This is a genomic window from Janthinobacterium sp. LM6, from assembly GCF_002002885.1.
Lineage (GTDB): Bacteria > Pseudomonadota > Gammaproteobacteria > Burkholderiales > Burkholderiaceae_D > Janthinobacterium > Janthinobacterium kumbetense.
This window is the reverse complement of record NZ_CP019510.1, coordinates 618,371-642,537: the sequence shown is the minus strand read 5'-3', so window position 1 is coordinate 642,537 and position 24,167 is coordinate 618,371. Positions and strand designations below refer to the sequence as shown.

Sequence of the window (24,167 nt, the reverse complement as noted above, 5' to 3'; positions counted from 1 at the left end):
AAATTATCGAAAAATTATAAGACGTTTTACAAACAGGCGTTGTTTTCTTTGATGCAAAAAAATGGCGCCCGCAGGCGCCATTGCTACAGCGTGAAGTTCACCCCACTACGCCACGGTGGCCGCCACGGGCGCCGCCACGACGGGCGGCAGCGGCGTCGGCGCGTTGAAGGCGATCAGCAAACTGGCTTCCTTCTCTTTCGCCGCCTTCAAATGACGCTCCTTCACATGGCCATAGCCGCGGATATCTTCCGGGATGCTGGCAATCGCCACGGCTTGCGCCAGCTTGGCCGTCGTCAGTTTCGGCAGCAAGCCGCCCACCGTCGCGCGGTATTCGAGTATCAGCGCGCGCTCCATCTTGCGCTCGGCCGTATGGCCGAACACGTCGAAAGCCGTGCCGCGCAAGCCCTTGAACTTGGCCAGCACGCCGAAGGCCTTCAGCATCCACGGGCCATATTCCTTCTTGATCAAATGGCCATGGGCATCCGTTTTTGCCATGATCGGCGGCGCCAGGTGGAACTTGAGCTTGATGTCGCCTTCGAACATGGCGGCGATCTTCGCCTGGAAGGCGCCGTCCGTGTACAGGCGCGCCACTTCATACTCGTCCTTGTAGGCCATCAGCTTGTAGAAGTAACGGGCCACGGCTTCCGTCAGGCGCAGGTGCGGGCCATTCAGGGCGCTTTCGGCGGCGCGCACCTGGCCAACGAAGTCCAGGTACTGCTGCGCATACGCGCGGTCCTGGTAAGCCGTCAGCAGGGCCACCCGTTTTTCGATCAGGTCGTCGAGCGTGTCGATGCGCTTGAACTCCACCACCTTGGCTGGCGTCGTCATGCGCACCAGGCTGGCCGCATCGTGAGCGCCGGCGCGGCCCCAGTTAAAGGCGGCCTTGTTGAACGCCACCGAGACGTTGTTCAAGTCGATGGCCTTCATGATGGCAGCTTCCGACAGCGGCACCTTGCCCTTTTGCCAGGCGTAGCCGAGCATGAACATGTTCGTCGCGATGGAGTCGCCCATCAGCGCCGTGGCGATCTGGCCCGCGTCGATGAAGTCCACGTGGTCGCTGCCGCACGCCTTTTCGATTTCCATACGCGCCGAGGCGCCGGGGAATTGCCAGTCCGGGTTCTTCACGAACGCGGCCGTCGACGAGCTGGTCGAGTTGATCATGGCCCAGCTGCGGCCCTCTCCCATGCGCGACAGGGCGTCGCGGCTGGCCGTGACGATCAGGTCGCAGCCGATCACCAGGTCGGCCGCACCCGTGCCGACGCGCGTCGAGTGGATATCTTCCTGGCGGTCCGCCAGGCGCACGTGCGACATCACCGGGCCGCCTTTTTGCGCCAGGCCGCTCATGTCCAGCACGGAACAGCCCTTGCCTTCCACGTGCGCCGCCATGGCCAGGATCTGGCCGACGGTGACGACACCCGTGCCGCCGATGCCGGTGACGAGGATGCCGAACGGTTCGGCCGTCGAGGGAATCTGCGGTGTCGGCAAGGCCGGCGCGGCTGGCGCGTCCTTGTCGGCGGCAGCCGCCTTCTTCGGCTTTTTCAGGCCTCCGCCTTCCACCGTCACGAAACTGGGGCAGAAACCCGTCGTGCACGAGAAATCCTTGTTGCAGGACGACTGGTTGATCTGGCGCTTGCGCCCCAGTTCCGTTTCCAGCGGTTCCACCGACAGGCAGTTCGATTGCACGGAGCAGTCGCCGCAGCCTTCGCAGACGGCTTCGTTGATGACGGCGCGCTTGGCCGGGTCCGGGTATTCATTGCGTTTCCGGCGGCGGCGTTTTTCCGAGGCGCAGGTCTGGTCGTAGATCATGGCCGACACGCCGGGCATGTCGCGCAGTTCGCGCTGCACGTCCATCAGTTCCGAACGGTGGCGCACGGTGACGCCTTCGGCCCAGGCGTAATCGTCCGGGTATTTTTCAGGTTCGTCCGTGACGACGATGATGGGACCGACGCCTTCGGCGGCGATCTGGCGCGAAATGATGGCCGGCGACAGGGGGCCATCGAATTCCTGGCCGCCCGTCATGGCCACCGCATCGTTGAACAGAATTTTATAAGTGATGTTCACCTTGGCCGAGACGGCTGCGCGGATGGCCAGGATGCCCGAGTGGAAATACGTGCCGTCGCCGAGGTTGGTAAACACGTGCTTTTCATTCGTGAACGGCGCCTGCCCCACCCAGGTAACGCCTTCGGCGCCCATGTGGGTAAAGGTCGACGTTTCGCGGTCCATCCACAGCACCATGTAATGGCAGCCGATGCCGGCCAGCGCGCGCGAGCCTTCCGGCACCTTGGTCGAGCTGTTATGCGGGCAGCCCGAGCAGAAGAACGGCGTGCGGTCCTTTTGCGGATCGGGTTTCACGCTGATCGCTTTCAGCACATTCTCTTTGGCTTCCAGGTAGGCGATGCGTTCCTTCACGCGCTGCTCGACGGGGTGGCCCGCGTAATAGCGCGAAATGCGGCTGGCGATGGCGCGCGCGATCATGGCCGGGTTCAGCTCATACGTGGCCGGCAGCAGCCAGTCGCCATGGCCCGTGCCCTTCTGGTTGCTCCATTCGCCCGTGTCGTCGAACTTGCCGACCACGCGCGGACGCTCGCCGTCTTTGAGGTTGTAGAGTTCTTCCTTCAGCGCGTATTCGAGGATCTGCCGCTTTTCTTCCACCACGAGGATTTCGTCGAGGCCCTTGGCGAATTCGTGCACGCCGTCCGCTTCCAGCGGCCACGTCATGCCGATCTTGTACAGGCGGATGCCGATGTCGGACGCCGTCTGCTCGTCGATGCCGAGATCCGCCAGCGCCTGGCGCGTATCGAGGTAGGATTTGCCGGCCGTGATGATGCCGATGCGCGCCTTCGGGCTGTCCCAGATGATTTTATTGAGCTTGTTGGCACGCGCATACGCCAGCGCCGCATACCATTTGTAGCTGTTCATGCGGACTTCTTGTTCCAGCACCGTGTCGGGCCAGCGGATGTTCAAGCCGCCGGCCGGCATCTCGAAGTCGGTCGGCAGGGTGATCTGCACGCGGTCCGGGTCGAAATCGACGGCGGCGCCCGACTCGATGATGTCGGTCACGCATTTCATCGACACCCACAGGCCCGTGTAGCGGCTCATGGCCCAGGCGTGCAAGCCGTAGTCGATGTATTCCTGCACCGACGACGGATACAGCACGGGGATGCCGCAGGCGTTCAGGATATGGTCGGACTGGTGCGCCGTGGACGAGGATTTCGCCGCATGGTCGTCGCCGGCCAGCACCAGCACGCCGCCATGCTTGGCGGAACCGGCGTTATTCGCGTGTTTGAACACGTCGCCGCAGCGGTCGACGCCGGGGCCCTTGCCGTACCACATGCCGAACACGCCGTCGTATTTGGCGTCTTCGAACAGATTCGTCTGCTGTGTGCCCCAGACGGCCGTGGCGGCCAGGTCTTCGTTCAGGCCCGGGTGGAATTTGACGTGGTGTTCATCGAGGTACTTTTTTGCCTTGATCGCCGTCATGTCGACGGACGTCACAGGCGAACCGCGGTAGCCGGTGATGTAGCCGGCCGTATTCAGGCCAGCTTTTACATCGCGCTCGCGCTGCAGCATGGGCAGGCGGATCAGCGCTTGCGTGCCCGTCATGAAGGCGCGGCCACGCTCCAAGGTGTATTTGTCGTTCAGGGAAATTTCGGACGCGTGCGCGCCCGGCTCAAGACTCGAGCCCTTGATTGGTGCATTCATTACTTGTCTCCATTATTCTCTGTGCTACGCGTGCAAAGTCGGTTGAACTCACACGTACCGGCTGTGCCTTGTGGACAATGCCGGTGCGGAAAAATGACTTGTTTGTCGTAGACTACCACAGGAAGGCGCGCAGTTCTTTGCTGCGCTGCACTCCCGTGTTGCTGCATTTCCGACTACTATTTGTTACAAAACAACATTATGCCGCGTTCGTATCTTTCAGCACGCCGCGCTTGATCTGGTCCAGCTCGATCGATTCGAACAGGGCGCGGAAATTGCCTTCGCCGAAGCCCTGGTCGCCCTTGCGCTGGATGATCTCGAAGAAGATCGGGCCGATCACCGTCTGCGTGAAGATCTGCAGCAGCAGTTCGCGTTCGTTTTCCGTGCTGTGGCCATCGATCAGGATGCGCAGGCGGCGCAGTTCTTCCAGCTGCTCGCCGTGGTTCGGCAGGCGGCGGTTGACCAGTTCATAGTAAGTTTCAATCGTATCCTGGAAATCGATACCCGTATCGCGCATGCCTTGCACGGACGCGTAGATGTTGTCCGTGCCCAGCGCGATATGCTGGATGCCTTCGCCATGGTACTGGTCCAGGTATTCGGCGATCTGCGACTTGTCGTCCGACGATTCATTGATCGGGATGCGGATCTTGCCGCACGGCGAAGTCATGGCCTTCGATTTGAGGCCCGTCAACTTGCCTTCGATGTCGAAATAGCGCACTTCGCGGAAATTGAACAGGCTTTCATAGAACGTCGCCCATTCCTTCATGCGGCCGCGGTGCACATTGTGCGTCAGGTGGTCGATGTAGGTCAGGCCATGGCCGACCGGGTTGGCGACGGCGCCGGGAATGGCGACGAAATCGACGTCATAGATGCTGATGTCGCCGATGCCGCCCGGTGCGGCGGCGCCTTCCTTGTCGGCGCCCTTGCCGCGCCAGCGGTCGACGAAGTACAGCAGCGAATCGCCCACGCCCTTGATGGCGGGGATATTCAGCTCCATCGGGCCGGTTTTATTGTCGAACCCCCAGGCGCCCAGTTCCAGCGCGCGGCGGTAGACGAAAGCCGCGTCGTCGACGCGGATGGCGATGGCGCACACGGACGGGCCGTGATGACGGGCAAAACGCTGCGCGAACGAATCTTGTTCGGCATTGATGATGAAATTGATGTCGCCCTGACGGTACAGGGTCACATCCTTGTGGCGGTGGCGCGCGATGGCCGTGAATCCCATGTTCTCGAACAGCTTGCCCAATGCTTTTGGGTCTGGTGCTGCATACTCGACGAACTCGAAACCATCGGTACCCATCGGGTTGTCCCAAGGCTGAAATTGCATGATGTCTCCTCCAAGAAGTAGCGCACAGTATAGGCGCGGTCTGTGGGCATTAAATGCCAAAGATCTCCCGAACAATCATGATTTGCGCAATAATATTGCGTGAAACAAGAACCATCGGAGGAAGCATGAGCAAAATTACGCTGGATAAAACGGATCGCAAGATCCTTGCCGTCCTGCAGGCCGATGGCCGCCTGTCGAACCAGGACGTGGCCGAGCAGGTCAGCCTGTCGCCGTCGCCATGCTTGCGCCGCGTCAAACGGCTGGAAGAAGCGGGCGTCATCCGCCAGTACGTGGCCCTGCTGGACCCGGAAAAGATCGGCTTGGGGCTATTGGCTTACGTGAATGTACGGCTGGAAAAGCATAGCGACGCCACCGCGCACAGCACGGCGCGCGTGCTGGCGCCGAATCTGGTGACGAATACGTCGCCGCGCGCCGACTTCGCCGTAGCCGTGGCGCAATGGCCGGAAGTGGTGGCTTGCTATGCGATGACAGGCGAGATGGATTATCTGTTGCGCGTGCACGTGGAAGACATGGAACACTTTTCGCGCTTCATGATGGCGACCCTGCTGCGCCACCCGGCCGTGCTGGACGTGAAATCGAGCTTTGCCTTGCAGCGCATCAAGGATACGACGGCCCTGCCCTTATTGTGACGGCGGCCCGGGCTTCTTCTTGCGCCCCGGCAAGCGATCCCACAATTTGAACGCAGCGCGCGCATTCGCCTTGAACGTATAGTCGAACATGGCGAACTGTTCCTGCACTGCTTCCTGCAGCATGCTGGTCGGGTTCGGCGGCAATAGTTTCAGATAAGCATCAGCTTCGCCATAGTCGCGCTGGATTTCCATGCCCGCCTTCTTGGCGATATGCATCATCGTCTTGTTCGACGACAAACAGTGCATATACAGGGTATCGACATCGTTGTTACGGCAGTGAATTGCCGCCCGTTCGAACAATTTCGACCCGACCCCCATGCCGCGCATGGATTTCGACACGGACACGCCAAACTCGGCCACCTGCTCTTTGTCCGTGACGACACTTTTCGCCGGCGACTGGTCCTTCGGCGCGAACGCCAGATGGCCCACGCCCACCAGCTTGAACAGGCTGTTGTAGACGCCATAAATCATGTCGCGCGAAAAATCCATCTTTTGCACGTACTGGGCGACGAGTTCATCGGGCAAGGCGCTGCCGAAGCGCAGCAGGCGGTCGCTTTTCTCTAGGGAAAGAAAATGCTTCATCATGCGGCGCCGGTCGCGCTCATGCAATTGCTTGACGAGCACGCTCGGGCGCCCGCCGCCGCTACGGCTGAGCCAGCGGCGAAACGGTTTTTGAAACAGCTTGGGTAAGGTCACGTCGACTCCTGGGGGCGGTGCTGCGGCACGTCAGGCCGTTATTGTGCAGTGCAACATCATGGCGCCATTGTAGCCTATTCCCGCCATTCAAGCCTGGCCCAGGAACGCTTGCACGGCCGTCACCCGCGCCGCGTGGATGACTTCGGGGATGCGTTTCGGCTCCGTACAGCCTTGCGCCAGCGCGCCAGCATTCACGGCCCGCGCCGCGTCCAATCCGCCCTGCAGCCGCGCCGCCTGCGCAAAGTCGCCGGTGACCAGCCCGTCGCAAGCCACGGCTTGCAGCAGTTGCGCAAAGCGCTGCGGCTTGCGCAAGCCGTCGCAGCGTTCGCACAAGCTCACCACGGCTTCGGCGCTCAGCGCCAGCGCACCGTTGATATTGTCCCGTTCGCGCGCCGCCATGACGGCCAGCTCGCGGCACTCGTTGGGCACGCGCAAGCGCTCGCTCAGTTGCTCGATGGCATCCTTGCTCATATGCAGCATCAAGGCCGCGAAGCGCACGGGCAAATCATGACCTTGCGCGGCGGCATGGTCAATGACCTGCAGCAAGCGCTCGCTCAGCGTGATTTCGCCCATGATGCGCGCCAGGGCGCCGCATTCGTGCAGCACCGTCAGCATGCGCGACGGCCGCGCTTCCATCAATCCTTTCGCCACTTCCTGCCACACGCGCTCGGCCACCAGGGCGTCGACTTCGCCATCGGCCACCATCCGGCGCATCAGTTCCATGGTGGCGGGCGCTACAGTGAAAGTATGAAAACGGGCGGCAAAGCGGGCCAGGCGCAAGATGCGCACGGGGTCTTCGCCGAACGCATCGGAGACGTGGCGGAAGATTTTATTCTGGATATCCGCGATACCGCCGAACGGGTCGGTCAAAGTACCATCCTCGGCCCTGGCGATGGCGTTGATGGTCAGATCGCGCCGCACCAGGTCGTCTTCGAGCGTGACGTCGGGCGCCGTGTGGAAGACAAAGCCCCGGTAGCCGGGGGCAGTCTTGCGTTCCGTGCGGGCCAAGGCGTATTCTTCCTGCGTCTTCGGATGCAGAAAGACGGGGAAATCCTTGCCGACGGGCCGGAAGCCCTGGCGCAGCATGTCTTCCGGCGTGGCGCCCACGACGACGTGGTCGTGATCTTTCACGGGCAAGCCCAGCAGTTGGTCGCGCACCGCGCCACCGACCGTGTATATCTTCATGTTGCTCTTTTCTTAATCAGGTAATTCCGCGTCGTGCTTGGCAGCGACTTCCGTTTCCGCCAGCGCTTCCGCGATCCAGCGCGCGACGGCCGGATGCGCCTGCACGCGCTCGCAATATGCGTTCAGGGCCGGCGCCAGGCTCACGCCATACGTGCGGAAACGCATGACGACGGGGGCGAAATATGCGTCGGCGATGGAGAAGTCGCCAAACAGGAACTGGTGGTGGCCAAAGCGAGATAAACACTCTTCCCAGATTTCGCTGATGCGGCCGATGTCGGCCTGCGCGGCGGCCGTGCGGCCACGGCCCGGCAACTTGGCCTTGATATTCATCGACATGTCCGTGCGCAAGCCGGTGAAACCGGAATGCATTTCCGCGCAGATACAACGCGCCATAGCGCGCGCGGCCACGTCTTGCGGCCACATGTGTTTATCGGGAAACTGCTCGGCCAGGTATTCGCAGATGGCCAGGCTGTCCCAGATCGTGATCTCGCCCGCCAGCAGCACGGGCACGCGGCCGCAGGCCGAATATTCGGCGATTTTCGTCGCCGTGTCGCTCTGGTCGAGCAGCACGCGCACTTCCTGGAAAGGGATGCCGAAGGCCGTCATGGCCACCCACGGGCGCATGGACCACGATGAGTAATTCTTGTTGCCGATGATGAGGGTCAGGCCCGGCTCGCGCGCGGCGGCCAGGGTTTGCGTCAGGCTGGGATCAAGGATGGTCGTTTGCATGGTCGGCGGGCTTTAGTTGGATGATGGCAAATCGGCGGAAACGGCGCTGTTTTTCGGTCCCACGGTGCCCAGGCGCGCCTTCAGCGATTGCGGGCTCTTCTCGAACAGGGCCGCGTAATAGGTGGCGTTGGCCATCACGTTCTTCACGTAGCCGCGCGTTTCCGTGTACGGAATGATCTCGGCAAAGACGGCGCCTTCCAGCGGACTCTTCATGGTGGCGCGCCAGATGCGCAGGCGCCCCGGTCCCGCGTTGTAGGCGGCGCTGGCCAGTACTTGCGAACCGTCAAGACCGCCAAGCACCATGTTCAGGTAATTCGTGCCCAGCAAGACATTGGTGCGCACGTCGCTCAACGTTTCCGTGACGAAATCGGTGAGGCCGATCTTCTTGGCGACATAACGGGCCGTCGACGGCATGACCTGCATCAAACCGGACGCGCCCACATGCGACTGCGCATCCATGATGAAGCGCGATTCCTGGCGGATCAGGCCATACACCCAGGCCTTGTCCAGGCCCAGGGTTTGCGTGGCCGGATGCATGACGTCGTCGTGCGGCGTCGGATAGCGCTGCGTGTAGTCCACTTCCAGGCGCGTGCGGTCCGAGGTGTTGACCATGCGGTCGAGCACATTGTTCTGGCGCGCGAATTCCGCGGCGGCAAGATGTTGCCTGTCCGTCATCGAACGCAATTCCCAGTTCCACTCGCGCGTGCCTTCGAAGCGCAGGCGCATGTTGAAGAATTTCAAGGCGCGCTGCAAGCCCGGATTGGCGGCCATGGCGGCGATTTCCGTCGGGCTGACGGGCTGGCCCGGCGGCGGCAAGACCAGATGGTTGCCCAGTTCTTCATTGGCCAGCAAGCCATAGAAATTCGATTGTTCGGAAATCGTGCGGTACAGGGCGTCGGCTTGCGCGTTCGGGCGACCCGGCGTTTCCGCCTGTTGCGCGCGCGCCAGCCAGTACACCCAGGTGGGGTCGGCGCGCAGGGACGCCGGCATGGCCTGGATGGCGGCCTTCACCAGTGGCCAGTTGCCTTCACGCAAGGCGATACGCGCTTTCCATTGCATCTGTTCCTGGGTCAGGGGCGCACCATTGGTTTTTTGCCAATACTCGAATGCTTCCGGCGCCAGCGCATACGACGCTTGCAGGGCCAGGCTGGCCCAGCCGATGGCCTGTTCCTGCGGCGTCAATTGCGCACTCGCCTTTTGCAAGGCCACCACGCCGAGTTTCAAGGTGCTTTTCGCCATGCGGCCGACGGCCACCAGGTACATCTCGTGGTCGGCACGGCTGGCGCCCGCGCCCTTGGCCAGCACCAAGGCCGGCAAGTCGATGGCTTGCGCCATCTTCGCGTCGGACGCGCCCAGCAGCAGCGCGATGCGGCGGGCCGGGCCCGTGGCATTCGTCTGGCCCGCCAGGCGGATCTGCGCCCACAGGTCGTTCGTGTCGAACTGGCCATTTTGCGCCAATGCCGCTATCAGGCTGCCGCACGCTTCGCCATAGCCGGGAGGCGAGACGAGCAGGTTGCGCGCCTCGGACGCCACGTTCTGCCCCTTGGCGGCGCGCGACATCAGCGCGTAGCACTTGAGCTGGGTGTCGTCGTCGAGGGCGAATTGCGGGTATTGCTCGTCAAACACGACCCAGTCGCGCTTGCGGCCCAGTTCCAGCAGCCAGTCGTTGCGGAAACGGTCGGCGATGGCGCTGCCCTTGTAGCGGTTCAGGTAATCGCGAAATTGTGCCTCGGTCAACTGTTTGATGCGCGGTTTCAGCCGATAATAGTCAACATATGAGGGAATCTGGTAATTCGTCAGGCGCCCCGCATAGAAGTCGGCTTTTTCGGCGTCATCCTTGCGCGCGGCATCGCGCAGCAGCAGGAAGGCATCGTCCTCGCTGCGCGTGTCGGGAGCGGCAGGCGTTACGGTGGCGGACACCTGGGCCAGGGCGGCCAGGGGAGACAAGGCCGATGCAACACACAGCATCGTGCCGGCAATCCATTTCAGTGGGGAAATCAATGTACGACTCTCAATCTTAACTTGATGGTGATATGAATAGCGACCCTAGAATAACATGCGATCCGGCTGCACGGCCACCCATTGCGCCACAGGAAAAAGCCGGCTTGCGCAAAGCCTTGCTGGCGGCCCGGCGCGCCCTGCCCGACGCCACGCGCGCGCAGTGGGATGCGGCCATCGCGCAGCGCCTGCTGGACTGGTGCGCGCAGGAAAATGTCGGGGAATTGGGCGTGTACTGGCCCCTGCATGGCGAGCCGGACTTGCACGGCGCGTATGCGCAGCTGGCCGCGCGCGGCGTGCAATTAAGCTTGCCGGTGGTGCTGGAAAAGCATGCGCCGCTGGCATTTTCCGACTGGACGCCGGGCGAGCCCATGGTCAAGGATGGCATGGGCGTGGCCGTGCCCGCCGAATTGCGCCTGCGCCCGGCGCCCGCGGCCCTGCTCGTGCCCTGCCTGGGGTTTAACCAGGAACGCTTTCGCCTCGGCTATGGCGGCGGCTATTACGACCGCACCCTGGAGCACGCGCCGCGGCCTCGCACCTTGGGCGTGGCATACGGCTGCCTGAAGGCGTCATTTGACAGTGGCACATACGACATCGCCCTCGATCACATCGTGACCGAGGGCGATCTGTTTTAACGCGTCAGAACAGTTTACTTCACCAGGCGCTGCCACAGGGCCGTCGTGGGCGCCGCCTGGTTCATGCTATAGAAATGCAAGCCTGGCGCGCCGCCTTCCAGCAGACGTTCGCACAAGCCCGTCACCACGTCCAGGCCAAACGCCTTGATGGACGCGCTGTCGTCGCCGAAGCTGGCCAGTTTCAGACGCACCCAGCGTGGAATTTCCGCGCCGCACATGTCCGAAAAGCGCATCAGCTGCGTGTAGTTCGTGATCGGCATGATGCCGGCCACGATGGGCACGTTGATGCCCATCTTCTGCGTCTGCTCGACAAACTGGAAATACGCGTCGGCATTGTAGAAGTACTGGGTGATGGCAGCATCGGCGCCGGCCTGCACCTTGCGCGCGAACGCGTTCAGGTCGTCCTGCGGCGAACGGGCTTGCGGGTGCACTTCCGGATAGGCGGCCACTTCGATATGGAAATGGTCGCCCGTCTCGGCGCGGATGAATTCCACCAGCTCGTTGGCGTAGCGGAACTCGCCCGAGGCGCCGTAGCCGCTGGGCAAGTCGCCGCGCAAGGCCACGATGCGGTTCACGCCGGCCGCCTTGAAGTCGGCCAGCACGGCGCGGATCGATTCGCGCGAACCGCCCACGCAAGACAGATGGGGCGCGGCCTGTTCGCCGGCCGCCAGGATCTCGCGCACGGTGTCCAGCGTGCCTTGCTGCGTGGTACCGCCGGCGCCAAAGGTCACCGAGAAATACTTCGGATGCAATTCAGACAACTTGACACGCGTGGCGCGCAGCTTTTCCGCCCCTTCCGGGGTTTTCGGCGGGAAAAACTCAATACTGAAGTTATGCTTTTCCATCGTCGTTGCTCAAAAGTAAGGTCGACAAGGCCCAGGAAATGATGCTGTACAGAATGGCACCGCCCACGGCAGACCAGAAACTGGCGACATGGAAACCATCGATCATCTGCGCCACCAGCCAGAACATGAAGCCGTTGATGATCAAAATGAACAGGCCCAGCGACAAGAACGTCACGGGCAGGGTCAGCAGGATCAGCAAAGGACGGATCAGCGCATTGACCAGCCCCAGCACGGCAGCGGCCAGCAGCGCGGTCCAGCCGCTGCTCATCGTCACCGAGTGCATCAGGTAAGGGACGGCAAACAGGGCTGCCGCATTGATAAACCAAATCAGTAGCAAGCGCATTTCTCTAGCCTGTCAAAAATGATAATAGACCGGCGATGGCCGGACTTTTCAGATTACACAAGTGTGCCTCCTTGCCTCGCGAACCGTAGCGAGCGGATGCGCGGCGTGGCCGAGAAGCGCAGCTGTACGAAGGTACAGCGAGCATCGCCGGCCGCGCCCCGCGCCGCGCAGTAGGTTCCCGAGGCAAGCAACCGATTAATAGCGGTAGTGCTCGGGCTTGTAGGGACCTTCCGTGCGTACGCCAATGTAGTCGGCTTGCTCTTGCGTCAGTTCCGTCAGCTGCGCATTCAACTTTTTGAGTTGCAAACGAGCGACTTTTTCATCGAGGTGTTTTGGCAGGGTGTACACGCCGACCGGGTAGTTGGCCGTGTTCGCGTACAGCTCGATCTGCGCGATCGTCTGGTTGGCGAACGACGAACTCATCACGTACGACGGGTGGCCCGTGCCGCAACCGAGGTTGACCAAACGGCCTTCGGCCAGCAGGATGATGCGGCGGCCCGACGGGAAGATGATGTGGTCGACTTGCGGCTTGATGTTTTCCCACTCGTATTGTTTCAACGAAGCAACGTCGATTTCATTGTCAAAGTGACCAATGTTGCAGACGATGGCCTGGTCTTTCATGCGCGTCAGGTGGTCGTGCGTCAGGATGTGATAGTTGCCCGTGCAGGTGACGAAGATGTCGCCGTGTTCGCAGGCGTAATCCATCGTGACCACGCGGTAGCCTTCCATCGCCGCCTGCAGTGCGCAGATCGGGTCGACTTCCGTCACCCACACTTGCGCCGACAGGGCGCGCATGGCCTGGGCCGAACCTTTACCCACGTCACCGTAACCGGCGATGACGGCCACTTTGCCGGCGATCATCACGTCGGTGGCGCGCTTGATGCCATCGACCAGCGATTCGCGGCAGCCGTAGAGGTTGTCGAATTTCGATTTCGTGACGGAATCGTTCACGTTGATCGCAGGGAAGGCCAGCTTGCCTTCCTTGTGCATCTGGTACAAACGGTGCACGCCGGTCGTCGTTTCTTCCGTCACGCCGAGGATTTCCGGCAAACGCTTCGAATACCAGGTCGGATCGGCCAGCAAGTGTTTCTTGATCGAGTTGAACAGGCAGATTTCTTCTTCCGAGCCTGGATTGGCCAGCACCGACAGGTCGGTTTCCGCGCGCACGCCCAAGTGCAGCAGCAGGGTCGCGTCGCCGCCATCGTCGAGGATCATGTTCGAGTAAACGGCCTTGCCGTCCACGTTCGGCCATTCGAAGATGCGGTGCGTGTATTCCCAGTAGTCATCCAGCGACTCGCCCTTGACGGCGAACACGGGCGTGCCGGCGGCAGCGATGGCGGCGGCGGCGTGGTCTTGCGTCGAGTAGATGTTGCACGATGCCCAACGCACTTGCGCGCCCAGTGCTTCCAGGGTCTGGATCAGCACGGCGGTCTGGATGGTCATGTGGATGGAACCGGTGATGCGCGCGCCTTTCAAAGGCTGCGCTGCCGCGAATTCCTCGCGGATGGCCATCAGGCCAGGCATTTCCGTTTCAGCAATCTTGATTTCTTTGTCGCCCCATGCGGCCAGAGTGATATCGGCGATGGTGTAGTCGTGTTGCGATTTGAGTACGGCGTTCATCACGCCCTCCTTTCAGTTGTTGAAAAAGGTACGTGAGCGCAGTTGCAGGATATTCCGAGCCTGGCGAATTTCTTCGTCGCAACGCTCCTCGGACAGGGGATTTTAACATTGTCAAGGCTGGCGCGCCAGCTTGTTTGCACGGCATTGCCACGTAACAACACACAAAAAAAGCGCCCGCGGCCAGCAGGCCGGGGCGCTTCTCTTGCAAATCCGACTAGATTACTTCAGGCCGGCAGCGTCGCGCAGCAGGGCGACCTTGTCCGTGCGTTCCCACGTGAATTCCGGCTCTTCGCGGCCGAAGTGGCCGTAGGCGGCGCTCTTCTGGTAGATCGGGCGCAGCAGGTCGAGCATTTGCACGATGCCTTTTGGACGCAGATCAAAGTGCGCCAGCACCAGCTTGGCGATTTCCGCGTCGGGAATCACGCCCGTGCCTTCCGTGTAGACGGTGATGTTGATCGGCTTGGCCACGCCGATGGCGTAGCTGACCTGCACCTGGCATTGGCGCGCCAGGCCGGCGGCGACGATGTTCTTCGCCACGTAGCGGGCCGCGTAGGCTGCCGAACGGTCGACTTTCGACGGGTCCTTGCCCGAGAACGCGCCGCCGCCGTGCGGGGCCGCGCCGCCGTAGGTGTCGACGATGATCTTGCGGCCGGTCAAGCCGCAATCGCCTTGCGGACCGCCGATGACGAAACGGCCCGTCGGGTTGACGAGGAATTTGGTCTCCGTCAGCCACTCGCGCGGCAGGATCGGCTTGATGATTTCTTCGATGACGGCTTCTTCGATCTGCTTGTGCGAGATTTCCGGCGCATGCTGGGTCGAGAGCACGACGGTGTGCACGCCGACGGGGCGGCCATCGACGTAGCGCAGCGTGACTTGCGATTTCGCATCCGGACGCAGCCATGGCAAACGACCATCCTTGCGCAGCTGCGACTGGCGCTCGACCAGACGGTGCGCGTAGTGGATGGCGGCAGGCATCAACTCGGCCGTTTCATCGCAGGCATAGCCGAACATCAGGCCCTGATCGCCAGCGCCTTGATCCAGGTCAATGCCCGCACCTTCATCGACGCCTTGCGCGATGTCCGGCGACTGCTTGTCGTAGGCCACCAGCACGGCGCAACCCTTGTAGTCGATGCCGTATTCCGTGTTGTCGTAGCCGATGCGTTTGATGGTTTCGCGCGCAACTTGAATATAATCCACATTGGCGTGCGTGGTAATCTCGCCAGCCAGCACCACCAGACCGGTGTTGCACAGGGTTTCGGCAGCCACGCGGGCGGCTGGATCCTGGGTCAGGATGGCGTCAAGGATGGCGTCGGAAATTTGATCGGCAACCTTGTCGGGATGGCCTTCCGAAACGGATTCGGAAGTGAAGAGATAGTCGTTTGACATTGCAAGCTCCTGTTTACTATGTGAATGTTCTGTCGCAGTAAAGAGGATTTTGCCTGCGACGCTTTAGCGAGATTTATATTCCGCATCGCAAGTTGTCTATTAACTCAGCGGTTACTGCATACGTGGTATTTTACGCTTCTTAAAAAATTTTGGCACGGCAACACGCCATTCCTGGAAACCGCTTATACATGTTAGTCCCAATTTTCCGCTTTTTATCGATCTTTCCCCTGCCCGTCCTGCATGGCCTGGGCGCTGCGCTCGGCTGGGTGATTTACGCCATTTCCCCGTCCTACCGCCGCCGCATGCGCGAGAACATGCAAGGTGCGGGGTTTTCGCAACACTTGCACACGGCCGTGGCCGAAGCGGGCAAAAGCGTGCTGGAACTGCCCTTCATCTGGTGCGCGCCAGCCGAACGCGTGGCGCGCCATGCGACGGTGGAAAACTGGGAACTGGTGGAAAAGGCGCTGCAGCACGGCCGCGGCATCGTCTTCCTGACGCCGCACCTGGGCTGCTTTGAAATCGTCGCCCAGCAGATCGCGCTGCGCACGCCGCTGACCGTGATGTACCGCCCGCCCAAGCGCGCCGCATTAAAACCGCTAATCGAAGGGGCGCGCGCGCGCGAAAACCTGATGCTGGCGCCGGCCAATATGTCGGGCGTGCGCATCTTCGCCAAATGCCTGAAAAAGGGACAACCCATCGGCCTGCTGCCCGACCAGGTGCCGCAGGAAGGCGAAGGCGTGTGGGCCGATTTCTTCGGCCGCCCCGCCTACACCATGACCTTGCCCGCCAAGCTGGCGCAGATGGGCGGCGCCGAAGTCATCATCACCTACGCGGAACGCCTGCCTGGCGGGCGCGGCTATGTCGTGCATTTTGTGCCCTTCACCGAGTCGCTCGACAGCACCTCGGCGGAACAGGCGCGCACCATCAATGCGGCCATGGAACAATTGATCGCGCGCAGCCCGGCGCAATACCTGTGGAGCTACAATCGCTATAAAGTGCCGCGCGGCGCGCCGCCGCCCACGCCCGCTGCGCCGGATGCCGCCGGGGAGCAGGCATGAGACTGCTGATCGCCTTCATGTGGCTGCTGCACTGGCTGCCCCTGCCCATCCTCGGCCGCTTCGGCGTGGCCGTCGGCAGCCTGCTGTTCATCGCCATGCCCACGCGGCGCAAGATTGCCCTGACGAATCTGCGCCTGTGCATGCCGGAATTGACGGAAGCCCAGCGCGTGGCGCTGGCGCGCCAGCATTTCCAGGCGTATTCGCGCAGCGTATGGGAACGCAGCATCCTGTGGTGGTCGTCGGAAGCGCGCCTGAACCGCCTGATCAAGAAGGTGCCCGCCTTCCCGGGCCAGCAGATCGCCGCCAAGCCTACCATCCTGCTGTGCCCGCACTTTGTCTGCCTCGACGTGGCCGGCGCCGCCACGGCCATGGAAATTTCCGCCTCGTCGATGTATGTGCAGCAAAAGAACGCCGCCTTCGACCAGGCCTTGCGCAACGGCCGTTCGCGCTTCAAGCCGCCCAAGCTGTTTACGCGCCAGGACGGCATCAAGACGATCCTGCGCGCGCTGCGCGACGGCTTGCCGTATTTCATGCTGCCGGACATGGATTTCGGCGAGAAGGATGCGGAATTCGTGCCCTTCTTCGGCGTGCCCGCCGCCACCCTGACGGCCACGGCGCGCCTGGCGCTGGCCGCCAAGGCACAGGTGATTCCCGTCATCGCCACCTTCCTGCCCAATTACCAGGGCTGGCAAGTGACTTATTACCCGGCGTGGGACGATTATCCGGGCGATGACATCACGGCCGCCACGCGCCGCATGAACGAATTCATCGAAGAGCGCGTGCGCGAAGCGCCGGCCGAATATTTCTGGACGCATAAGCGCTTCAAGACGCGTCCGGAAGGCGAAGCGTCGTTCTATAACCAGCACAAGTGATACGGCACACCATGAAACTCCAATTTACCAAAATGCATGGCGCCGGCAATGACTTCATCGTCATCGATGCCATCCATCAAGAGATCGACTTCACGCCGGCCCAGTGGCAGCGCCTGGCCGACCGCCGTTTCGGCATCGGCGCCGACCAGATCCTCGTGGTGGAAAAGCCGCGCCTGCCCGGCTGCGACTTCCGCTACCGCATCTATAACAACGATGGCGGCGAAGTCGAGCAATGCGGCAACGGCGCGCGCGCCTTCGTCAAGTTCGTCAGCGAAAAAGGTTTATCAAGCAAGGACAGCATTCGCGTGGAAACCATGGCCGGCATCATCGCGCCGCGCCTGGAACTCGACGGCAGCATCACGGTCGACATGGGCGCGCCCGTGCTGGAGCCCAAGCTGGTGCCGTTCGATGCCAACGGCCTGGACGGTATAGCGCAAGGCAACGACACCGTGTGGCCGCTGGATCTGACCTTGCCGGGCGACAACGCCCCCGTGCTGGTGTCCGTCGTCTCGATGGGCAATCCGCACGCGGTGCAAGTGGTCGACGATGTCGATGCGCAAGACCTGGAAGTGACGGGCCCGCGCATCGAGCACCACCCGCGCTTTCCCCGCCGGGTCAACGCCGGCTACATGCAGATCGTCGACCGCCATCACGTGAAACTGCGCGTGTTTGAACGGGGCGCGGGCGAAACCCTGGCGTGCGGCACGGGCGCCTGCGCCGCCGCCGTGGCCGGCATCTTGCGCGGCTTGCTCGATTCTCCCGTGCGCATCAGCGCGCGCGGCGGCGAACTGTCGATCGCCTGGCAAGGCCCCGGCCATCCCGTCCTGATGACGGGCCCGGCCGTGACCGTGTTCGAAGGCACGATCGAACTGTAAGCAGGTGAAAGTCAGGCGGCCAGGAACTGCTGTTCCTGCGCGACATCAAGTTCCGCCAGATAGCACTTCAGGCGGTACAGGCGCTGCCGGTAATTGCCTTCCGGCCCCGCCACGCCGCAATCGACGTGCTCGAACAGGCGCACCGCCTGGTCGAGCAGCTGGCGCTCCTGCGCCGTGCGGATCAGCACCAGGCGCCGCTTGCCGCGCCCATGCGTGGCACTGATATCGATCAACAGACAATGCCCCTGGTCGGCCGCGTGGATATCGAGCAGCAACGCCTCGGCACGCGACAGATGAAAGCAGCGCGCCAGGGCCAGCCGCGCCGCCAGCAGGGGGTGGCTCTGGCCCAATTGCCGCAAGTGCCCATCGGCCTGCACGGCGGCGCACTGGCCCCAGTCGCCGGGTTCGCCTTGCGGCGCGATCTTCGCCAGCGCCGCCTCCGCTTCACGGCTGCCTTGCGCCTGCGCCTGCAGCAGCCAGTACGCGGCCCGCACATCGTTGTTGACGCCGTCGCGGCGATTGCGCCAGGCATGCATGCCGCACTCGAGCTGGGCCGGGCCATGCCCCAGGTCGGCGGCACGCTCCAGGCAGGAATGGGCTTCGACCACATTGCGCTGGGAAAATTCCGGTTTCGTATAGATGCGCGACAGCACGAACCAGGCTTCGGCCAGTCCCTGCTCGCCAGCCTGCGTCAGCCAGCGCACGGCCCGCTTGAAATTGGCCGCGCCGTTGCGCGTGGCCAGCCGCTGGCCATGCGCATCCATGCGCGCATAGCCGAGTCCCAGCTCCAGCTGCGCCGTGCGGTCGCCGCCATGCGCGGCCAGCTCGCAACACTGCCAGCCCTCGGCATCGCCGCCTGGCGCCAGGGCCTGGGCACAACGCGACAGCAGCAACACCTGCTGCGCGTCGAGGGCGATCGTGCGCGCCCCGGCGGCCGCCTGGCGCTGCAGCAGCTCGCGCGCCAGCGGCAAGCCTTGCGACAGGAAGCCCGCATGGTTGCCCTGGCTCCAAGCCTGCTCCAGCCACGAGTGCAGCGGCGCGTCGCCATCAAGGACTTGCTCTCCAGCAAGACTGTTGTCCGACCCGGCAACGGCAAGCGATCCCTCTTGCATGGACAACAACCATTGTGCATCGGGCAAGCCGGCCCGCACGGCGGCGTCCAGCGCCACGCGCGCCTTGGCACGCAAGGCTTCACAGTGGCTGGCCGCATTGCCCAGCACCAGTTGCGCCAGCACCAGGCCCGCCTGCACCAGGCCAGCATCGAACGCCTGCGCGTAATACGGAATCAGCGCCTTGGCTGCCGGCTGCGCCACTTCGAACGGCACATGCGTGCCAATCAGCAAGCAGGCTTCCTCGCTATCCTCCTGGGCCGCACGCGCCAGCCAGTGCAAGGCCGTCGGCAAGCTTTGCGGCACACCCTGTCCAAACAGATACACCCGCCCCAACGCCAGCTGGCAAGCGACATCGCCCGCGCGTGCGCCCTTGATCAATCCTAATGTTTCGCGATTTGCCATCGATTCTCGATATTGAGTCAATGATTCTAATAATAGTGAGCCGTCTCCAGGCCCATCCATGCAGGCCGTCCCTTAGTGTAACGTCCTTGTGTCATAAATCCGCCAAAGCCGGCTTAAGAACTTGATTCAACGCAACAATGTCCTGTCCCTGACACGCCAAGATGGCGAGGCGCCGCTGGCGCAACGATGGGAGAACGCTGGCCCTCGGCGCGGGATCGGCAGAAACCGTGCGTTACGAAAATACAACAGGGGCATGCAGTTATGCCGCTTTTCACCAATCTTTTCACGCACATTTGACCAATCCCGCACGTCTTGCGCGCCGACGAATTAAGGTTCATTCATCGAAACGCGACAGTTAGCGCATTTCAATCTGCTCGGATCTCGGACGGAACTCACTTTTAATAGGGAATAAGACATGAAAAAATCACTCGTTGCCCTCGCACTCTTCGGCGCCTTTGCCGCAACCGCACAAGCGCAGTCGTCCGTCCAAATCTACGGCACGATCGATGCAGGCCTGGGCAAGTCGACTGGTTCGACCACCGCTGTCACCAAGCGCGACAACAACAAGCTGGGCTTCAAGGGCACGGAAGATCTGGGCAATGGCTTGAAAGCTATTTTCCAATTGGAAATTCGCTATGAATCCGACACGGGCACGCTGGAAAGCAATTCCCGTCCACTGTTCCAGGGTCAAAGCCGCGTCGGCCTGCAAGGCAACTTCGGTACCGTGCGTCTGGGCCGTGGCCTGACCGCCTTCCAGGAATCGAGCACCGCGTTCGAACCATGGTCGGGCATGCCTACGCCAGCCGGTTTCCAGACCGACATCACGGTGGCCGCCTACAGCAGCGATCCGCTGAGCGCAGCCGGCAATTCGCGTAACCGCTTCTCGAACGCCGTGTTCTATAACTCGCCAGTCATCAGCGGCTTCCAGTTCAACGCCACTGTCGCCGCCAAGGAAGCCAATAACAATCCAGCATTCCCTGGACCAGCAGCTACGCCACCAGCCAACAACTACCCGGTGGCTGCCAATGCCGTGCCAGCGTCGAATCCGTACTCGGTCTCGGCTACGTACAACTACGGCCAGTTCGCCGGTATGGCCGCGTATGAGCGCAATGGCCTGCAAGCCAAGCTGTGGTCGGTTGCAGCATCGTTCAATCCGGTAACGGAACTGAAACTGATGGCGTCGTACCAGCATCAGGATGATGGCAACTTCAAGATCATCAACACCGACACCAAAGCATGGCTGGTTGGCGCCAACTACGACGTCGGCCCAGGCAAGGTTCGCGCTGGCTACGGTCAAAAAACGCCGGACGGCGTAACCAAAACCAAGCAGGCATCGCTGGGCTACGACTACAACCTGTCGAAGCGCACCTACCTGTACGCGGACATCTCGAACCGCAAAGCAGCAACGTCGATCACCTACATCGGCCTGGGCGTACATCACAACTTCTAATGGCCGGCCAGTCACCCTCCGCGGGTGATTGCTGAGCTAAGAATGCAAGGCGGCATGGGCAACCATGCCGCTTTTTTCATGCGCGCACGGAAAATGCATAGGCGCCGTCCCCTTTGCGCCTATGCCGCCGCACTCTCGGTTAGAATGAAGTGTTCAACTTTCACTGACAGATATTCTCAATGACCGCCACACTCGATTCCAGCACCGTCGCCCAGTACCTGAGCGAGCACCCGAATTTCTTCGAAGAGCATACCGTCCTGCTCGGTGAGGTCAAGCTGAGCAGCCCGCTGACGGGACGCACCATCTCGCTGCAGGAGCGGCAGATGGAAGTGATGCGCGACAAGTACAAGGCGCTGGAACTGCGCATGTCCAAGCTGAGCCGCCTGGCCGAGGAAAATGGCGACATCGCCAGCAAATTCCACGGCTGGAACCAGGCCATGCTGCAAGTGCGCAACGATGCGGACATGCCGCGCGTGCTGGTCGACGCCTTGCAAAGCAATTTCGACGTGCCCTACGTCAGCCTGCGCCTGTGGCAAGTGCTGCCGGAACACGCCAACGGCTGGTTCACGGAAGATGTCACGGCCGATGTGCGCATGTTCGCCAACAGCCTGCAAGCGCCGTACTGCGGCAGCAACCGCGATTTCGAAGCCGTGCACTGGTTGCAGGCCGATAAGATCGAATCGACCGTCATGATCGCCCTGCGCGCCCCGAACACCACGGGCACCTTCGGCTTGCTGGTGCTCGGTTCGCCCGACAGCGAACGTTTTACGTCCAGCATGGGCACGGACTTCCTCGTGCACATCGGCGCCACGGCCAGCGCCGCCCTGGCCGCGCTGCGCGCCGGCTCGCCTGCCTGAGCACGCCATGAAGGAGGCGCGCGGCAAGGCTGACTGGCTAGCCGCCTATCTGGCGCAGCTGGCCACGCAGCGCAAGCTGTCGCCGCATACGCTGGACGCCTACGGGCGCGACTTGCGCGCCTTGCTGGAACTGAGCGGCAATACGCCCTGGACGGCGCTGGCGCACAACGAAGTACGCCGCTACACGGCCAAGCTGCACGCCGGCGGCCTCGACCCGCGTTCGATCGCCCGCAAGCTGTCGTCGTGGCGGGGCTTTTTCAACTGGCTCAGCGGCGAGACCCCGCTCGACGCCAATCCCGTCGACGGCATCCGCGCCCCCAAGCGGGCCAAAACGTTGCCGAAAGCCCTGTCGGTGGATGATGCCGTGCGCCTCGTGGCGCCCGCGCAACACCAACAAGGCGCCGCCGAACCGGAACAGCTGTGCAACCGCGCCATGTTCGAGCTGCTGTACTCGAGCGGCTTGCGCGTGTCCGAACTGACCAGCCTGGACACCCATTACTGCAAGGCCGACGGCGGCCAGCCCGCCTCGCTGGGCTGGCTCGACATGGCCAGCTTCGAAGTCATCGTCACGGGCAAGGGCAACAAGATGCGCAAGGTGCCTGTCGGCAAGGCGGCCCTCGTGGCCCTGACCGCCTGGCTGGGCGTGCGCCCGCCCGCGGCCGACGGCAGTGCTGCCTTGTTTTTAAGCACGCGCGGCACGCGCATCTCGCCCCGCGTGCTGCAGCTGCGCCTGAAGGCGCACGCGCTGGCGACGGACATTCCCGCCAATGTGCACCCGCACGTGCTGCGCCACTCGTTCGCCTCGCACGTGCTGCAATCGTCGGGCGACTTGCGCGCCGTGCAGGAAATGCTGGGCCATTCCAGCATCACCTCGACCCAGGTCTACACGGCCCTCGACTTCCAGCACCTGGCGCACGTGTACGACCAGGCGCACCCGCGCGCCAAGCTCAAGTAGGCAGCGGCGCCGGTGGGCCGGCCTGATCCATATCAAGCGGATGGGCGCGCATTTGCAAGCTTTTGCAAAATTCCGGCATAATCGTCCGCATTCTTCCGCTTGCGCGGCGGCACCACCGATTACAAGGCATCTCTCATGGCACTGATTCCAACCACCATCCTCACCGGTTTCCTGGGCGCAGGCAAAACCACCTTGCTCAACCGCATACTGCAGGAAGAGCACGGCATGCGCATCGCCGTGATCGAAAACGAGTTTGGCCAGGAAAACATCGATAACGAGATCCTGGTGCAGGATAGCAACGAACACATCATCGAGATGAACAACGGCTGCATCTGCTGCACCGTGCGGGGCGACCTGATCGTGGGCCTCACGGAACTGGCGCGCAAGCGCGACGCCGGCTTGCTGGCGTTCGACCGCGTCGTCATCGAAACGACGGGCCTGGCCAATCCCGGCCCCGTGGCGCAAACCTTCTTTGTCGACGAAGAAGTGGGCAGCCACTACATGCTCGACGCCATCCTCACGGTAGTCGATGCCCGCCATGCCATGAAGCAACTCGATGAATACGAGGAAGCCCAGCGGCAAGTGGGCTTTGCCGACAAGCTGCTGCTGTCGAAAACCGACCTGGTCAGCGAAGACGACGTGGCCATCCTGACGCGCCGCCTGAAACGCATCAACCCGCGCGCGCCCATCGGCAAGGTCGACTTCGGCCGCGCGCCGCTGGCCGAGGTGCTCGACATCCGCGGCTTCAACCTGAATGAAAAGCTGGAACTGGACCCGGATTTCCTGGCGACCGAAACGGCGCACGTCCACGACCACGATCATGCGCATGCAGATGAGCACGGCCACGGGCACAAGCATGACCACGCACACGAGCACAGCGACGCCTGCGCCACCGATTGCGGCCATGCCGATCATCACCATGCGCAGCACAGCGACGATATCGCCGCCTTTGTTTTCAAGAGCACGCAACCGTTCGACAGCGCCAAGCTCGACGAGTTCCTCGGCGGCCTGGTGCAGGTGTATGGCCCGCGCATGCTGCGCTACAAGGGCGTGCTGCTGATGCAGGGCGCCGAGCGCAAGGTGGTCTTCCAGGGCGTGCACCAGCTGATGGGCAGCGACCTGGGCGCCAAATGGGGCGAAAACGAAGTGCGCGGCAGCAAAATGGTGTTTATTGGCAAGAATCTACCAAAAGACATTTTTATTCGCGGACTCGAACAATGTTTGGTATAAACTAGCCGGGTTTTGCAAAGTATCCGTTGCAAAGCAGAAACAAAAGGGAAAGTTAAGCACGCTTTCCCGCTGTCTGACACCCGTCTTGCTGGCATAAACCAACAAGTAGCCGTTTCTGATCGGCTAGTCAACAAATCGGGATGGCAATATAAAGCAAAGCGTGCCAAAATCAGCGACGAAAACGGCCCATGTCGTTCGCCTGTCATGAAATGCTGGCAAACTGCCGCTGGCCGCATGCCAGGC

Annotated in this window: 20 protein-coding genes and 1 riboswitch; of the genes, 9 read left to right on the top strand and 11 right to left on the bottom strand. The window is 62.1% G+C overall.

The window, feature by feature from the left end:
* Positions 1-105 precede the first annotated feature (105 nt).
* Together BZG29_RS02825 and hppD are read right to left on the bottom strand one after the other, a co-directional pair.
* Positions 106-3,702: an indolepyruvate ferredoxin oxidoreductase family protein gene (locus BZG29_RS02825; protein ID WP_077398751.1), complete on the bottom strand. Its 3,597-nt coding sequence runs from the start codon at positions 3,700-3,702 to the stop codon at positions 106-108.
* A gap of 196 nt (positions 3,703-3,898) precedes the next feature.
* On the bottom strand, positions 3,899-5,026 hold the full coding sequence (gene hppD / locus BZG29_RS02820) for a 4-hydroxyphenylpyruvate dioxygenase (protein WP_077398749.1): 1,128 nt from the start codon (positions 5,024-5,026) through the stop codon (positions 3,899-3,901).
* Positions 5,027-5,151: 125 nt separating this feature from the next.
* Between hppD and BZG29_RS02815 the strand changes: the two genes are divergently transcribed.
* On the top strand, positions 5,152-5,676 hold the full coding sequence (locus tag BZG29_RS02815; protein WP_034753092.1) for an Lrp/AsnC family transcriptional regulator: 525 nt from the start codon (positions 5,152-5,154) through the stop codon (positions 5,674-5,676).
* On the opposite strand, the gene BZG29_RS02810 is transcribed toward BZG29_RS02815, so the two are convergent.
* The 4 genes from BZG29_RS02810 to BZG29_RS02795 all read right to left on the bottom strand — a co-directional run bounded on the left by BZG29_RS02810 (position 5,668) and on the right by BZG29_RS02795 (position 10,287).
* Entirely contained in the window at positions 5,668-6,372 is a 705-nt protein-coding gene (locus BZG29_RS02810; RefSeq protein ID WP_077398748.1) for a GNAT family N-acetyltransferase, read from the bottom strand. The genes BZG29_RS02815 and BZG29_RS02810 overlap by 9 nt on opposite strands.
* Before the next feature lie 87 nt (positions 6,373-6,459).
* On the bottom strand, positions 6,460-7,557 hold the full coding sequence (locus BZG29_RS02805) for a multifunctional CCA addition/repair protein (protein ID WP_077398746.1): 1,098 nt from the start codon (positions 7,555-7,557) through the stop codon (positions 6,460-6,462).
* Positions 7,558-7,569: 12 nt separating this feature from the next.
* Entirely contained in the window at positions 7,570-8,286 is a 717-nt protein-coding gene (locus tag BZG29_RS02800) for a glutathione S-transferase family protein (protein ID WP_077398744.1), read from the bottom strand.
* A gap of 12 nt (positions 8,287-8,298) precedes the next feature.
* Positions 8,299-10,287, bottom strand: coding sequence for a lytic transglycosylase domain-containing protein (locus BZG29_RS02795; protein ID WP_077398742.1), 1,989 nt, complete (start codon positions 10,285-10,287; stop codon positions 8,299-8,301).
* 104 nt (positions 10,288-10,391) lie between these two features.
* Here BZG29_RS02795 and BZG29_RS02790 point away from each other — a divergent pair, with 104 nt between their 5' ends.
* Positions 10,392-10,919, top strand: coding sequence for a 5-formyltetrahydrofolate cyclo-ligase (locus BZG29_RS02790; RefSeq protein ID WP_077398740.1), 528 nt, complete (start codon positions 10,392-10,394; stop codon positions 10,917-10,919).
* A gap of 14 nt (positions 10,920-10,933) precedes the next feature.
* On the opposite strand, the gene metF is transcribed toward BZG29_RS02790, so the two are convergent.
* The 4 genes from metF to metK form a co-directional block, all read right to left on the bottom strand.
* Complete coding sequence (metF, locus tag BZG29_RS02785) at positions 10,934-11,764, bottom strand: methylenetetrahydrofolate reductase [NAD(P)H] (protein WP_034783533.1); 831 nt, start codon at positions 11,762-11,764, stop codon at positions 10,934-10,936.
* Entirely contained in the window at positions 11,751-12,107 is a 357-nt protein-coding gene (locus tag BZG29_RS02780) for a phage holin family protein (RefSeq protein ID WP_077398738.1), read from the bottom strand. The genes metF and BZG29_RS02780 overlap by 14 nt, the downstream gene beginning before the upstream one ends.
* 195 nt (positions 12,108-12,302) lie before the next feature.
* Positions 12,303-13,727, bottom strand: a complete 1,425-nt coding sequence (gene ahcY / locus BZG29_RS02775) for an adenosylhomocysteinase (protein ID WP_070258574.1) — start codon at positions 13,725-13,727, stop codon at positions 12,303-12,305.
* A 27-nt stretch (positions 13,728-13,754) separates the two neighbouring features.
* A riboswitch (S-adenosyl-L-homocysteine riboswitch) is annotated at positions 13,755-13,823 on the bottom strand.
* Between the two features lie 123 nt (positions 13,824-13,946).
* On the bottom strand, positions 13,947-15,113 hold the full coding sequence (gene metK, locus BZG29_RS02770; protein WP_034783537.1) for a methionine adenosyltransferase: 1,167 nt from the start codon (positions 15,111-15,113) through the stop codon (positions 13,947-13,949).
* 188 nt (positions 15,114-15,301) lie between these two features.
* On the opposite strand from metK, the gene BZG29_RS02765 reads away from it, so the two are divergent.
* From BZG29_RS02765 to dapF, 3 genes are read left to right on the top strand one after another with little or no spacing between them, the layout of a single operon-like run.
* Positions 15,302-16,171 carry a lysophospholipid acyltransferase family protein gene (locus BZG29_RS02765; RefSeq protein ID WP_077398736.1) on the top strand — a complete coding sequence of 290 codons (870 nt, stop codon included), beginning with the start codon at positions 15,302-15,304 and terminating at the stop codon, positions 16,169-16,171.
* On the top strand, positions 16,168-17,043 hold the full coding sequence (locus tag BZG29_RS02760) for a lipid A biosynthesis acyltransferase (protein ID WP_077398734.1): 876 nt from the start codon (positions 16,168-16,170) through the stop codon (positions 17,041-17,043). Before BZG29_RS02765 ends, BZG29_RS02760 begins: the two co-directional genes overlap by 4 nt.
* An 11-nt stretch (positions 17,044-17,054) precedes the next feature.
* Complete coding sequence (gene dapF, locus BZG29_RS02755) at positions 17,055-17,918, top strand: diaminopimelate epimerase (protein ID WP_077398732.1); 864 nt, start codon at positions 17,055-17,057, stop codon at positions 17,916-17,918.
* Positions 17,919-17,929: 11 nt separating this feature from the next.
* Here the strand turns inward: dapF and BZG29_RS02750 are convergent, their stop codons facing one another.
* Positions 17,930-19,432, bottom strand: a complete 1,503-nt coding sequence (locus tag BZG29_RS02750; protein WP_077398730.1) for an SEL1-like repeat protein — start codon at positions 19,430-19,432, stop codon at positions 17,930-17,932.
* 415 nt (positions 19,433-19,847) lie between these two features.
* Between BZG29_RS02750 and BZG29_RS02745 the strand changes: the two genes are divergently transcribed.
* From BZG29_RS02745 to BZG29_RS02730, 4 genes are all read left to right on the top strand, one after another.
* Positions 19,848-20,882, top strand: a complete 1,035-nt coding sequence (locus BZG29_RS02745) for a porin (RefSeq protein WP_077398728.1) — start codon at positions 19,848-19,850, stop codon at positions 20,880-20,882.
* A gap of 179 nt (positions 20,883-21,061) precedes the next feature.
* Positions 21,062-21,739 carry a DUF484 family protein gene (locus tag BZG29_RS02740; protein WP_077398726.1) on the top strand — a complete coding sequence of 226 codons (678 nt, stop codon included), beginning with the start codon at positions 21,062-21,064 and terminating at the stop codon, positions 21,737-21,739.
* 7 nt (positions 21,740-21,746) lie between these two features.
* A complete protein-coding gene (locus BZG29_RS02735) occupies positions 21,747-22,694 on the top strand; it encodes a tyrosine recombinase XerC (RefSeq protein WP_077398724.1) in 948 nt (315 codons plus the stop codon).
* Between the two features lie 135 nt (positions 22,695-22,829).
* The gene (locus BZG29_RS02730) at positions 22,830-23,924 is read left to right on the top strand and encodes a GTP-binding protein (RefSeq protein WP_077398722.1); all 1,095 of its coding nucleotides are present in this window, start codon (positions 22,830-22,832) and stop codon (positions 23,922-23,924) included.
* Positions 23,925-24,167 lie beyond the last annotated feature (243 nt).

Excerpts from the sequence above, each read along its gene's own strand:
- BZG29_RS02825 (WP_077398751.1), bottom strand. The coding sequence starts at position 3,702 with ATGAATGCACCAATCAAGGGCTCGAGTCTTGAGCCGGGCGCGCACGCG.
- BZG29_RS02815 (WP_034753092.1), top strand. The coding sequence starts at position 5,152 with ATGAGCAAAATTACGCTGGATAAAACGGATCGCAAGATCCTTGCCGTC.
- ahcY (WP_070258574.1), bottom strand. The coding sequence starts at position 13,727 with ATGAACGCCGTACTCAAATCGCAACACGACTACACCATCGCCGATATC.
- BZG29_RS02730 (WP_077398722.1), top strand. The coding sequence starts at position 22,830 with ATGGCACTGATTCCAACCACCATCCTCACCGGTTTCCTGGGCGCAGGC.
- metF (WP_034783533.1), bottom strand. The coding sequence starts at position 11,764 with ATGGAAAAGCATAACTTCAGTATTGAGTTTTTCCCGCCGAAAACCCCG.
- BZG29_RS02740 (WP_077398726.1), top strand. The coding sequence starts at position 21,062 with ATGACCGCCACACTCGATTCCAGCACCGTCGCCCAGTACCTGAGCGAG.
- BZG29_RS02800 (WP_077398744.1), bottom strand. The coding sequence starts at position 8,286 with ATGCAAACGACCATCCTTGATCCCAGCCTGACGCAAACCCTGGCCGCC.
- BZG29_RS02765 (WP_077398736.1), top strand. The coding sequence starts at position 15,302 with ATGTTAGTCCCAATTTTCCGCTTTTTATCGATCTTTCCCCTGCCCGTC.
- BZG29_RS02750 (WP_077398730.1), bottom strand. The coding sequence starts at position 19,432 with ATGGCAAATCGCGAAACATTAGGATTGATCAAGGGCGCACGCGCGGGC.
- hppD (WP_077398749.1), bottom strand. The coding sequence starts at position 5,026 with ATGCAATTTCAGCCTTGGGACAACCCGATGGGTACCGATGGTTTCGAG.
- BZG29_RS02760 (WP_077398734.1), top strand. The coding sequence starts at position 16,168 with ATGAGACTGCTGATCGCCTTCATGTGGCTGCTGCACTGGCTGCCCCTG.
- dapF (WP_077398732.1), top strand. The coding sequence starts at position 17,055 with ATGAAACTCCAATTTACCAAAATGCATGGCGCCGGCAATGACTTCATC.
- BZG29_RS02780 (WP_077398738.1), bottom strand. The coding sequence starts at position 12,107 with ATGCGCTTGCTACTGATTTGGTTTATCAATGCGGCAGCCCTGTTTGCC.
- BZG29_RS02735 (WP_077398724.1), top strand. The coding sequence starts at position 21,747 with ATGAAGGAGGCGCGCGGCAAGGCTGACTGGCTAGCCGCCTATCTGGCG.
- BZG29_RS02805 (WP_077398746.1), bottom strand. The coding sequence starts at position 7,557 with ATGAAGATATACACGGTCGGTGGCGCGGTGCGCGACCAACTGCTGGGC.
- metK (WP_034783537.1), bottom strand. The coding sequence starts at position 15,113 with ATGTCAAACGACTATCTCTTCACTTCCGAATCCGTTTCGGAAGGCCAT.
- BZG29_RS02745 (WP_077398728.1), top strand. The coding sequence starts at position 19,848 with ATGAAAAAATCACTCGTTGCCCTCGCACTCTTCGGCGCCTTTGCCGCA.